The sequence below is a fragment of the Catellatospora sp. NPDC049609 genome (assembly GCF_040675365.1).
Classification (GTDB): domain Bacteria; phylum Actinomycetota; class Actinomycetes; order Mycobacteriales; family Micromonosporaceae; genus Catellatospora.
Genome location: NZ_JBFAOU010000227.1, coordinates 1 through 10,849, shown reverse-complemented (window position 1 = coordinate 10,849; position 10,849 = coordinate 1). Strand labels below are relative to the sequence as shown.

12 protein-coding genes are annotated in these 10,849 nt (G+C 74.3%); 10 read left to right on the top strand and 2 right to left on the bottom strand.

The window, feature by feature from the left end:
- Positions 1-240: 240 nt before the first annotated feature.
- The 5 genes from AB0J67_RS35875 to AB0J67_RS35855 all read left to right on the top strand — a co-directional run bounded on the left by AB0J67_RS35875 (position 241) and on the right by AB0J67_RS35855 (position 4,240).
- Positions 241-1,347, top strand: a complete 1,107-nt coding sequence (locus AB0J67_RS35875; RefSeq protein ID WP_363489352.1) for a beta-eliminating lyase-related protein — start codon at positions 241-243, stop codon at positions 1,345-1,347.
- A 45-nt stretch (positions 1,348-1,392) separates the two neighbouring features.
- Entirely contained in the window at positions 1,393-2,004 is a 612-nt protein-coding gene (locus AB0J67_RS35870; RefSeq protein WP_363489350.1) for a nucleoside/nucleotide kinase family protein, read from the top strand.
- A gap of 168 nt (positions 2,005-2,172) precedes the next feature.
- Positions 2,173-2,820, top strand: coding sequence for a transcriptional repressor LexA (gene lexA, locus AB0J67_RS35865; RefSeq protein WP_363489348.1), 648 nt, complete (start codon positions 2,173-2,175; stop codon positions 2,818-2,820).
- 33 nt (positions 2,821-2,853) lie between these two features.
- Complete coding sequence (locus AB0J67_RS35860; protein ID WP_363489346.1) at positions 2,854-3,039, top strand: hypothetical protein; 186 nt, start codon at positions 2,854-2,856, stop codon at positions 3,037-3,039.
- Between the two features lie 58 nt (positions 3,040-3,097).
- The gene (locus AB0J67_RS35855) at positions 3,098-4,240 is read left to right on the top strand and encodes a hypothetical protein (protein ID WP_363489344.1); all 1,143 of its coding nucleotides are present in this window, start codon (positions 3,098-3,100) and stop codon (positions 4,238-4,240) included.
- Between the two features lie 78 nt (positions 4,241-4,318).
- On the opposite strand, the gene AB0J67_RS35850 is transcribed toward AB0J67_RS35855, so the two are convergent.
- Positions 4,319-5,272: an ROK family protein gene (locus AB0J67_RS35850; RefSeq protein WP_363489342.1), complete on the bottom strand. Its 954-nt coding sequence runs from the start codon at positions 5,270-5,272 to the stop codon at positions 4,319-4,321.
- A 138-nt stretch (positions 5,273-5,410) separates the two neighbouring features.
- Here AB0J67_RS35850 and AB0J67_RS35845 point away from each other — a divergent pair, with 138 nt between their 5' ends.
- Positions 5,411-6,382 (top strand): LacI family DNA-binding transcriptional regulator, encoded by a 972-nt coding sequence (locus tag AB0J67_RS35845; protein ID WP_363489354.1) that lies wholly within the window; start codon positions 5,411-5,413, stop codon positions 6,380-6,382.
- A gap of 87 nt (positions 6,383-6,469) precedes the next feature.
- Here AB0J67_RS35845 and AB0J67_RS35840 read toward each other — a convergent pair whose 3' ends face one another.
- Positions 6,470-7,273, bottom strand: a complete 804-nt coding sequence (locus AB0J67_RS35840; protein ID WP_363489340.1) for an SGNH/GDSL hydrolase family protein — start codon at positions 7,271-7,273, stop codon at positions 6,470-6,472.
- A 312-nt stretch (positions 7,274-7,585) separates the two neighbouring features.
- Between AB0J67_RS35840 and AB0J67_RS35835 the strand changes: the two genes are divergently transcribed.
- From AB0J67_RS35835 to AB0J67_RS35820, 4 genes are all read left to right on the top strand, one after another.
- Positions 7,586-8,995, top strand: coding sequence for a hypothetical protein (locus AB0J67_RS35835; protein WP_363489338.1), 1,410 nt, complete (start codon positions 7,586-7,588; stop codon positions 8,993-8,995).
- Between the two features lie 44 nt (positions 8,996-9,039).
- Positions 9,040-9,375: a cupin domain-containing protein gene (locus tag AB0J67_RS35830; RefSeq protein ID WP_363489336.1), complete on the top strand. Its 336-nt coding sequence runs from the start codon at positions 9,040-9,042 to the stop codon at positions 9,373-9,375.
- Positions 9,376-9,472: 97 nt separating this feature from the next.
- On the top strand, positions 9,473-10,441 hold the full coding sequence (locus AB0J67_RS35825) for a nucleoside hydrolase (protein WP_363489334.1): 969 nt from the start codon (positions 9,473-9,475) through the stop codon (positions 10,439-10,441).
- A 42-nt stretch (positions 10,442-10,483) separates the two neighbouring features.
- Positions 10,484-10,669 (top strand): hypothetical protein, encoded by a 186-nt coding sequence (locus AB0J67_RS35820; RefSeq protein WP_363489332.1) that lies wholly within the window; start codon positions 10,484-10,486, stop codon positions 10,667-10,669.
- The last annotated feature ends 180 nt before the right edge of the window (positions 10,670-10,849 follow it).

The window sequence follows — 10,849 nt, the reverse complement described above, 5'->3', positions numbered from 1 at the left end:
GCTGGTGCGGGCGAGCGCGCCGTACGGCGAGTGCCGGACAAATACGCGCCGCGCGTATTTGTGTGCAGAGCAAAGCGGGCCTGGACGTGCCGTCTCGGGCGGTGCGGCTCCGGCTTGAGGTGCGGCTGCGGCCGAGCGCACGGCCCAGCCGACTGCCGGCGGGCCCCGCCCGGTTGGCGCTTCGAGGCCGCCCGCCAACCGGGCGCGTCGCCGGGCGGCGGCTGGTGGCATCATGGCCCGATGGTTGAGGACCCCGCGCAGCGCCGCTGGCGCCTGCTCCACGGCTGCGACCGGATCCTGTCCGGGGGCCGCGTGCCGACGCTGCGGCAGCGGCTGGCCGAGCTCGCCGCCTGCGACCTGCCGGACCTGGACGCGCGGCCCGACGTCTACGGCGGCGGGGGTCCGGTCGCGGTGCTGGAGAAGCGGGTCGCCGGCCTGCTCGGCAAGCCCGACGCCGTGTTCTTCCCGACCGGCACGATGGCGCAGCAGGTGGCGCTGCGCTGCTGGGCCGAGCGCACCGGCAGCGACGTGGTGGCCCTGCACCCGCTCAGCCACCTGGAGGTGCACGAGCGCAAGGCGTTCACGACGCTGAGCGGGCTGCGCGGGGTGTGGCCGACGGCCGAGCGGCGCCAGCCCACCGCGCAGGAGGTGCGCGACCTCGACGAGCCGTTCGGCACCCTACTGGTCGAGCTGCCGCTGCGTGACGCCGGGTTCCTGCTGCCCACCTGGGACGAGCTGAACGCGCTGGTCGCCGCGGCGCGCGTACGCGGGGCGAAGGTGCACTTCGACGGGGCCCGGCTGTGGGAGTCCACCCCGCACCTCGGGCGCGACCTGCCGACCGTCGCCGCGCTGGCCGACAGCGTGTACGTGTCGCTCTACAAGACCCTGGGCGGGCTGTCCGGTGCGCTGCTGGCCGGGGCGGAGGACTTCACCGGGCAGGCGCGCGCCTGGCGGCACCGCTACGGCGGCACCCTCTACCAGCAGTGGCCCGCCGCCGTGGCCGCGCTGGCCGGGCTGGACCGGGAGCTGCCCCGGCTGCCGGAGTACGTCGCGCACGCCAAGGTGGTCGCCGCGGCGCTGGCGAAGCTGCCCGGCGCGCGGATCCTCCCGCAGGTGCCGCACACGCACCAGTTCCAGCTGTGGCTGCCTGGTCCGGCCGACCGGCTCAACGAGGCCGCGCTGCGGCTGGCCGAGGAGCAGCGCATCTGGTTCGCCGGGCCGTTCACCGACCGCGAGCCGGACCTGGCCCGCGTCGAGATCACCGTGGCCGCCGCCGCGCTGGCCTGGACCGCCGACGACGTCACGGCCGCCGGGACGGCTCTGCTGGAACTGGCCGCGGCCGGCTGACAGACTTGCCGTGATGCCGACGACGCCGCTGGGACGGGTGCCCCGATGCTGACGACGCTGCTGGAACAGGTGCACCGGCTGCGCGCCGACCGGCCCGGCCGCCTGGTGGTCGGCATCGCCGGCTCGCCCGGCGCGGGCAAGTCGACCCTGGCCCTGGAGCTGGCCGCCAGGCTCGACCGGGCCGTCATGGTGCCGATGGACGGGTTCCACCTCGCCAACGTCGAGCTGCGCCGGCTCGGCCGCGCCGACCGCAAGGGCGCCCCGGACACCTTCGACGCCGCCGGGTACGCCGCGCTGCTGCGACGTCTGCGTGAGGCCACCGGCGAGACGGTGTACGCACCGACGTTCGACCACATCCTCAACGAGCCCGTCGCCGGGGCGGTCCCGGTGCCGCCGGACACCGAGGTGATCGTCACCGAGGGCAACTACCTGCTGCTGGACACCCCGCCGTGGGACCGGGTGCGCCCGCTGCTGGACCTGGCCGTCTACCTGTCCACCGACGACGGCCCCCGGGTGGACGGGCTGCTGGCCCGCCAGCGCGCGAAGGGCCTGGACGCCGACGCCGCCCGCGACTGGGTGTACCGCAGCGACGAGGCCAACGCCCGCCTGGTCGCGTCCACCGCCGGCCGCGCCGACCTCCACCTCTACCGCACCTGACCGCCCCCTTGATCGTCCGACTTGCCTGGCACTTGGGCGAATCCTGGCCGCGCATACGCCCATGTGCCAGGCAAGTCGAGCGATCTTGGGTGGGCGGCGGCCGGCCGCGGGGCGGTCCGTGTGTGGGGTAATGGGGGTTATGTGGTGTTGGTCCGCTAGCCTGCCAGGGTGCAGACGACGACGGGGTACGGCGACGGGCTAAGCGCGCGGCAGCGGCGCATCCTGGAGGTCATCCACGAGTGGGTGACCCGGCGCGGCTACCCGCCCACGCTGCGCGAGATCGGCCGCGAGGTCGGGCTCGCCGCGTCGTCGTCGGTCTCGTACCAGCTGCGTGAGCTGGAGGACAAGGGCCTGCTGGTGCGGGACAAGGGGCGGCCGCGGGCGCTGACGGTCGCGGTGCCGCTCGGCGACGACGGCATCCCGCAGCAGCGCACCGAGGCGGCGGTGCGGGTGCCGCTGCTGGGCACCATCGCCGCGGGCGGGCCGATCCTGGCCGAGGAGTCGCTGGAGGAGGTGCTGACCCTCTCCCGCGACCTGGTCGGCCACGGCACGCTGTTCTCGCTGCGGGTGCGCGGCGACTCCATGGTGGACGCCGCGATCTGCGACGGCGACGTAGTGGTGATCCGGCAGCAGCCGACCGCGTACAGCGGGGAGATCGTCGCCGCGATGATCGACGGCGAGGCGACGGTGAAGGTGTACCGGGTCACCCGCGGGCACGTGGAGCTGGTGCCGTGCAACGACGCGTACGAGCCGATCCCCGGCGACGACGCGGTCGTGCTGGGCAAGGTCGTCGCGGTGGTCCGCCGGGTGCGGTAGGCCGCGTGGACTCCTCCGGTTAGGGTGCCGGGCATGACGACGTCTGAGATCCCCGTGCTGGCCTGCCCGCTGTGCCGGGGCCGGGACTTCCAGCAGGAGGTGGGCCGGGTGGACAGCCGCTGGGGCTTCACCTCGCACCGGATGACCCTGCTGGTCTGCACGAACTGCCGGTACGTGCTGCACTTCTACGACAAGAACTCCGTCTTCGACTTCGACTGACCGGCCAACCACCGGGACACCCTCCCGCCTGGTCGTATCCATTGTGTTAACTGTCAGGATGCGGGCCTGGGAGGACGAGTACGCGGAGTTCGCCGCCGCGATGGCCCCCGGGCTGCGCCGGCAGGCCCGCGAGCGCTGCGGCGACTGGGCGGTGGCGCAGGAGCTGGTCCGGCGTACGCTGCTGCGGCTCTACCGCCGCTGGCCGTCGCTGGGCTACGAGCCGCCCGAGGCGTTCGCGCAGCGCACCCTGCTGCGCGCGCTGCGCCGGCACCGCCCGGGTGAGCAGACCACCGGACCGGAGCCGCCGCTGGGCCTGGCCGCCGCCGAGCTGATCACCGTAGGCCGCCGGTTGCGCCGCCGTGACCTGGCGCTGAGCACGTTGCTGACCGTCGCGCTGGCGGTCGGCGTCGGCTACGGCATCGTGGTGCTGCGCCCCGATCGCGGCGGCACGCTGCCGCCCGACGACGTCGACTGCATGGCGGCGGTGCCCGGCCCGACCCCGCTGCCGTCGCTGACCCGCTCGCCCGTGCCGCCGCCCCCGCCGCAGGCCGGCGGCCGGTTCGGGGTGGACCGGTTCGCGGTGCTCGCCGGTGACCTGCCGCTGCCGCAGCGGGAGCCGGTCACCGCCGACGCGGCCCTGGTGGAGCGGTTCGCGTGCCTGATGGCCGAGCTGGTGGTCACCCGGGTCAACCCGCTCGGGCTGCGCCGCGCCGACCTCGGCCTGGCCGACGGCGGCGACAAGCGCGCGCTGGCCCCGCTGCCCGATCCGCAGCTCGCGCCGGGCGCGCTCACGGTGAGCCTGCAGCTGGTCAACGGCAACGGCTACGGCACGCTCACGGTGTCGGTCGCGCCGACGACGTACCGGCCGGACCTGGCCCACTGCGACCGGCTGACCTGGTGCGGCTTCAGCGCCGAGCTGGACGGCGGCGCGGTGCTGGAGCAGTACGGCGTACGCGAGCAGCCCGAGGACCGCCGGGCCGGGTTCTCGCTGGGCCTGGACGCGCAGCTGTGGACGGTGACCATCTTCACCGGCCACACCCTCGTCATGGTCACCATCACCAACACCCCCGACCCCCTGGCCGCCCAGCCGGCCACCCAGCGCAACCCGTCCCTGGGCATGTCCATCACCCAGTTCTCCGCCGACCCCCGCCTCGCCCTCTTCGACCCACCCCCGCCCGAGGCCACGTCGACCACTAGTTGATCATGAACTTGTGGCCGCGACACGCCGCCGAGCCGTGCCATAAGTTCATGATCAACCAAGGAGGGGTGGGGTGTGCGGTCAGTAGTGGTCGGGGGCGTGGATGAGGGCGGCGGCGCCGATGAGGCCGGCGTCGTCGCCGAGCTGGGCGGGGCGGACGGTGACGTCCTGGAGGAAGCCGAGGCGGCCGAAGCGGGCCAGGGCCTCCTTCAAGGGCGGGAAGAGCAGGTCGTCGGCGTGGGCCACGCCGCCGCCGATGACCACCTGGCGCAGGTCGCACATCGCGGCGGCGGACACGATGCCGGCGGCGAGGGCGTCGGCGGAGCGGGTGAAGGCGGCCAGCGCCACCGGGTCGCCGGTGCGCGCGGCGTCGGCCAGGTCGCGGGCGGTGCCGTCGCCGGTGGGACGCCAGCCTTCGCGCAGCGCGTACCGCACCATGCTGGGCCCGCTGGCGATCGCCTCGACGCAGCCGCGCCCGCCGCAGGGGCAGGGGTCGCCGTCGAGGTCCACCACCATGTGACCGACGTGGCCCGCGTTGCCGGAGGCGCCGGTGAACGGGCGCCCGCCGTGGATCAGGCCGCCGCCGACGCCGGTGGAGACGACCAGCACCAGCAGGTCGTCGTGGCCGCGCCCGGCGCCGCGCCAGTGCTCGCCGATGGCCGCGCAGACCCCGTCGCCGGCCAGCCGCACCGGCACCCCGGGCACCTGCCCGGCCAGCCGGTCGACCAGCGGGAAGCGGCGCCAGGCGGCGATGTTGACCGGGCTGACCGTGGCCCCGGCCAGGTCGAACGGCCCGGCGGTGCTGGTGCCGACGCCCGCGATCGGACGGTCGCCGGCCGCCTCGACCAGGCGGGCGAGCATCGCGGACAGGCCCGCCCACACCTGCTCCGCGGCGCCGGGTCCCGGCTGCGGGTGGGCGGTGGGGATCCGGTCGGCGGCCAGCACGGTCCCGTCGGCGGTGACGAGTCCGGCGGCCATCTTGGTGCCGCCGATGTCGACGGCGAGGGCGAGCGGTCCGGCTGCGGGGTCGGGCATGGGGGCTCCTGGGGCTCCTGGACGTTGCAGAGAGTATGACAACGTTGTCCGCTCGCCGCCGTCCCCCTCCCGGGGTGACCGGGTACCGTACTCGCCGTGATCGAGCAGCGCGACGGCCGGGCGGGGCGCCGCCCCACCATGGTCGACGTGGCCAGGCTGGCCGGGGTCAGCCTCAAGACCGTCTCGCGGGTGGTCAACGGCGAGCCGCACGTGCAGCCGGCCATGGCCGGCCGGGTGCTGGCCGCCGTCGCCGAGCTCGGCTTCCAGCGCAACCACATGGCCAGCGCGCTGCGCGCCGGCCGGGCCAGCGCCACCATCGGCCTGCTCATCGAGGAGCTGGCCAACCCGTTCTACGCCACCATCGCCGCCGTCACCGCCGAGCTGGCCCGCGAGCGCGACACGCTGCTGCTGTCCGCGTCCTCCGAGGAGGACCCGGCCCGCGAGGAGCAGCTGCTGCGCGACCTGTGCTCCCGCCGCGTCGACGGCCTGCTCGTCGTCCCCGCCGGGTGCGACCACTCGTTCCTCGGCGCGCAGGTCGAGATGGGCATCGCGGTGGTCTTCCTCGACCGGCCCGGCACCAACATCGACGCCGACGCCGTGCTGCTGGACAACCGCGGCGGCGCCCGCAGCGGCGTACGCAGGCTCGTCGAGCAGGGCCACCGGCGCATCGGCGTGCTGCTGGACTCGGTCGAGGTGCACACCATGCGCGAGCGCCTGGCCGGGGCGCGCGACGCGCTGGCCGACGCCGGGATCGGCCACGACGGCTCACTGGTGCGCGACGGCGTACGCGATCCCGCCACCGCCGCCGCGGCCGTCGCCGGGATGCTCGCCGAGCCGCACCCGCCGACCGCGTTCCTGACCCTGAACAACCGCATCACCGTCGGCGCGGTGCAGCAGCTGTGGCGGCAGGGCAGCGACGCGGCCCTGGTCGGCTTCGACGACTTCGAGCTGTCGCACCTGATGCCGCGCCCGCTGACCGTCATCGCGTACGACACCCGTGAGCTGGCCCGCCGCGCGGCCCGCCTGCTGTTCGCGCGGATCGACGGCGACCGCTCACCCCCGCAGACCGTCATCCTGCCCACCGAACTCCTCGACCGCGGCCTGCGGTAAGGAAGGGCACCTTCTTAACGGTCTGCGTTGTAGAAGGTGCCCTTCCCGACCCCCGACGCGGACTGGGCGGCCCGTGCGGGTCGGCCGTCAGGCGGCGGCGTTGCGGAACACCGGCAGGTAGCCGCCGGAGTGGCCGGTGGCCATCGGGTGGTACGAGATGCCGAGGTCGGCGAAGTTCAGCGCGTGCAGCCACTTGTCGCCGCTGCAGAGCTGGTGCCCGACGAAGATCGACCGGACGTCGCCGAACTTGAAGCCGTGCTGACCGGCGGTGGTCTTGATGATGTCGTCGATCATGTTGATGCCCTCGTTGATCTTCGCGCGGGAGGTGGCGCTCAGACCGACGCAGGTCGTGTTCAGCTGGTAGAACACCGGGTAGCCGAGGACCACGACGGTGGCGTTCGGGGCGCGGGACCGGATCGCGCTGTACACGTTGTTCAGCAGGCCGGCCAGGCTGGAACGGGCCTTGTCCTCGGCCCGCTGCACCGCGGCGACGCACTCGGTGGTGCCGTAGAGGGCGCAGGTCTTCATGATGTCGGCGAAGCCCATGTCGTTGCCGCCGACCGAGATGCTGACCAGGGTCGTGGTGCTGCTCAGCGCCGACACCTGGCTGTTGAGGACCGTGGTGGTGGTCGCGCCGGAGCAGGCCTTGGAGACGTACGAGGCGGGGGCGTTCGCGGCGGCCCACAGGGCGGGGTAGGCCTTCGTGCTGCGCTGGCAGGAGCCGCTCTCGGAGGTGTAGCTGCCGGCGCCGACGCCGGAGGAGTAGGAGTCGCCGAGGGCGACGTAGCGGACGGTGGAGGCGGCCTGGGCGGGGGTGGCGACCAGGGCGACCAGCACGGTGAGGGCGGTGGCGAGCCCGGCCGTGGCGGTCAGCAGACGCGATCGAGTCAAGGGGTCCTCCGGGTAGGGGATCGATCGATCGCATATGGATATCAGGTCCAACCTCGAATGTGAAGATCTGAATTCGCAAGTGTTGCAAGATGTTTCGGACCTGCGGTAACAGCCGGTACCGGAGGGCACATTGGACGCATCGCAACGAATGCGCAGGTGGTGGGGGCGTCGTCAGATGGGGTAGGCGTCCGGCGGTGGCCAGCGGCACGCCGTGGTCCGTGCCGGTACCAGTGGAGTTTGCCGCTGACGGCAAGTTCTTGCGGTCCTTGGCGGGCCCCCGGTGCGTCGGCCGGCACCGTTAGGGTGGCGCCCATGTCGGACCAACCATCGCCGCTCGGGCCGGGACTGCGGGCGGCCATCCGCGACGCCCGCGTGCCCGAACCCGATCACCGGGGGCTGATGCCGCTGGACGCGGCACGGGCCTGGCTCGCCGGGCGCACCGTCTACGAGCAGGGCAGCGGCGCCCTGGTCGAGGGCACGTACGTGCTGGAGTCCGACACCACCTGGGCGGCGCTGCTCAGCCTCGCCGACGCCGCCGAGTTCACCGCGCACGCGCGGCGGCTGCGCTGGCGCACCCACGTACGCGGCCACGGCAACCTCTCCCTGGTCGAGCGCTACGGCGACGGTGTCCTGCCGTGGCTGTCCGGCCGGGTCGACGAGCACGGTGTGCTGCACGACGTGCCGTGGTGCGTGCTGCCCTGCCTGCTGGCCTGCGGCACGGCGGAGGCGTTCGACGTCGCCGCGCGGGTCCGTGCCGTCGACCGGCGGATCGACGCCGCCCCGTGGCGGCCGGACGGCGGCGACACCGACGTGCTGTGCTCGTGGGTCGTCCGGCATCCCGATCCCGGCTACCGACTGCTCGCCGTACGGGCCGACGGCGACGCAACCGCGGCCGCCGCGATCGGCGAGCTGTTCCGCACCGATCCCGAAGGCACGGCGCGGCGGCTGACCGCGGCCGTGGGCGAGCAGGCCGCGACCGGGCTGCTCGACCGGCTCGGGCTGGCCGTGCCGCCCCTGCCGGCCGCGGTCCGGGCGGTGCTGGACGCGGCACCGGTGTGCGACGTCGCGGCGGGCGAGCCGCTGGCGCTGCGCGAGCTGGACGAGGTGTTCGCGGACGGCCTCGGGCCGATGTGGGACAACGCCAACTACTACTGCGCCGCGATGCGGATGACGGGGTACGTCGTCCCCGGCGGCGGCGACGGGCTGGTCTTCCAGTCGGTGGTGACCGGGCTCGGCGACTACGGCGTGCACCTGGAGTTCCACCGGTTCGGATGCGGCCTGCCGGCCGGTCCGCTGTGGGGCGCGCAGCAGGAGCTGCTCAGCGAGGAGGAGGCCGAGCGGCTGGTCACGGCCGCCGAGGGCGAGCCGGTCCGGCTGCCGAACGGGCTGGTCCGGCTCGCGGCCCGCGACGCCGAGCGGCTGGGCCGCATGGACGCGATGATGCTGGCGCTCACCGCCGACCGGGCGGCACGCGACTGCGCGTTCCTCGACGGCGACCAGCTCCGCGAGGCGACCGGGCTGCCCGCCACCGCGCGGGAGCTGTTCACGCTGGACGCGTGGGCCCACCCCGACATGGGCGAGCAACCGCCCAGCGAGGCCGAGGACATCGTGCTGGCGGCCGCGGCGCTGCGGACCCGGCGCGCCATCACGCGCTCCGTGACGGGCAAGTCGCGTGAGGAGCATCTGCGCGAACGCGACCAGATCCTCGGCGGCTGGGCGTGACCGGCCGTCCCGCACCGCGGCCGTGGCGCCGCTAGGCTTCCGCCATGCGGATCATCGAAGGGGCGGGGCGGTGGGCGCCGCCCGTTGCCGGGTCGGCCAACGACTGGGTGGAGCACCTGCGGGTGCCGGACCTGTCGGTGGGGACGTACTGCATTCCGGCGGGCGGGCTCGACGACCAGACCCCGCACACCGAGGACGAGATCTACGTGGTCACCGCCGGGCGTGCCCGGATCGTGACACCGGACGGCGCGGTGCCGGTCGGGCCCGGGTCGGTGATCTTCGTGCCCGCCGGGGAGGAGCACCGGTTCGACGAGGTGACCGAGGATCTCGCGCTGCTGGTCGTGTTCGGTCCGGCGTACGGCTCGCGCGGCCCCGCGTGATCGGAGCGCTCCGGCGCGAACCCGCCGGCAGGGCGCCGGCCGTGCAGAGTGGAGCGCTGGGGAGTTCGACGGCCGAGGGGTGGGGGAGGATGGGCGCATGACGCGGGCCGTGCTGATCGACTGCGATCCGGGGATCGACGACATGATGGCGCTGCTCACCGCGTGCGCCAGCCCGGAGCTGGAGCTGCGCGGCGTGACCACCGTCGGCGGCAACGTCGGCATCGAGCGGACCACCCGCAACGCGCGGTCGGTGCTGGCCCTGGCCGGGCGGGGCGACGTCCCGGTCGCGGCGGGCGCGAAGCGTTCCCTGGTACGCGCCGTCGCCCGGCACGACTCGGCGCACGGCGACGACGGGCTGGGCGGCATCGAGCTGCCCGTGCCCGACGGGCGGCCGGACCGGCGCCCCGCGGCCGAGTTCCTCGCCGCCGCCGTCGAGGCGTCGACCGAGCCGGTCGCCCTGTTCGCGGTCGGCCCGCTGACCAACGTCGCCCTGTTCTACGCGACGTATCCAGACATCGCGGCGACGCTGGACCGGCTCGTCGTCATGGGCGGTTCGATCGGGCCGGGCAACATCACCCCGGCTGCCGAGTTCAACGTATGGTTCGATCCGGAGGCGGCGTACCGGGTGCTCGCCGAGCCGGACGTCGCGGTGCCGACGACGCTGGTGCCGCTGGACGTCACCCGGCGCACCGGTCTCGGCGAGGCGGATCTGGCCAGGCTGGCGGCAGCCGGCCCGATCGGCGGGTACGCCGCGCGGGCGCTGGGCGGGTACCGGCACGGCGCCGGTCCCGCTATCCCGGTGCACGACGCGGTGGCGGTGCTGTCCGTGATGCACCCCGAGCTGATGACGGTGCGGCGGGCGACGGTGCAGGTCGAGACCGGGCTCGGGCCGGGGCGCGGCGCCACGCTGGTCGACCTGCGTCCCGAAGCCGCGCCGGCCGAGGGCGTGGACGCAACGCCCGTGGACGTGGGGGTGGTGCCGACCGTGGACGTCGTCGTGGACGCCGACTCTCGTGCCGTCGTCGAGGCGCTGCTCGACCGGGTGACCCGGCTCGACCGGCGCTGAGCGGCACGTTTGGCCGCGTCGCGGGCGTGGTAGACCACCGGCATGAGTGAGGGACGAGTCGACAGGCGTGCGGAGAGGCTGCTGCCCGAGGAGCTGGCCGTCGGCAGCGAGGACCCGCAGGCGCAGGCCGAGGCCATCCTGGCGGAGTCGGACAACAGGACGACGCGCGCCCAGGACGGGCCGGACGAGTACGACGAGCGGCGCACCTCCGAGGAGGCCGCAGAGTGACCCGCCAGCGCTAGCTAGCGCACACGTACACGCACCGGCGCCCGCGCCCGGGGCGCGCTTCGCATAGACGTTGGCCTATCTGGATGAGTTGGATCAACAACTTTTCATCCCGGCCAGCTCGGCCGCGTCGTCGGCGTCCAGTTGCAGCAGGTCGCCGACCAGCTCGGTGGTGCTCGCCGC

What these genes read in the sequence shown, in the direction of transcription:
- AB0J67_RS35830 (WP_363489336.1), top strand. Translation starts at nt 9,040, where the DNA reads ATGCGGATCATCGAAGGGGCGGGGCGGTGGGCGCCGCCCGTTGCCGGG.
- AB0J67_RS35825 (WP_363489334.1), top strand. Translation starts at nt 9,473, where the DNA reads ATGACGCGGGCCGTGCTGATCGACTGCGATCCGGGGATCGACGACATG.
- AB0J67_RS35860 (WP_363489346.1), top strand. Translation starts at nt 2,854, where the DNA reads ATGACGACGTCTGAGATCCCCGTGCTGGCCTGCCCGCTGTGCCGGGGC.
- AB0J67_RS35820 (WP_363489332.1), top strand. Translation starts at nt 10,484, where the DNA reads ATGAGTGAGGGACGAGTCGACAGGCGTGCGGAGAGGCTGCTGCCCGAG.
- AB0J67_RS35835 (WP_363489338.1), top strand. Translation starts at nt 7,586, where the DNA reads ATGTCGGACCAACCATCGCCGCTCGGGCCGGGACTGCGGGCGGCCATC.
- AB0J67_RS35850 (WP_363489342.1), bottom strand. Translation starts at nt 5,272, where the DNA reads ATGCCCGACCCCGCAGCCGGACCGCTCGCCCTCGCCGTCGACATCGGC.
- AB0J67_RS35855 (WP_363489344.1), top strand. Translation starts at nt 3,098, where the DNA reads ATGCGGGCCTGGGAGGACGAGTACGCGGAGTTCGCCGCCGCGATGGCC.
- AB0J67_RS35875 (WP_363489352.1), top strand. Translation starts at nt 241, where the DNA reads ATGGTTGAGGACCCCGCGCAGCGCCGCTGGCGCCTGCTCCACGGCTGC.
- AB0J67_RS35870 (WP_363489350.1), top strand. Translation starts at nt 1,393, where the DNA reads ATGCTGACGACGCTGCTGGAACAGGTGCACCGGCTGCGCGCCGACCGG.
- AB0J67_RS35845 (WP_363489354.1), top strand. Translation starts at nt 5,411, where the DNA reads ATGGTCGACGTGGCCAGGCTGGCCGGGGTCAGCCTCAAGACCGTCTCG.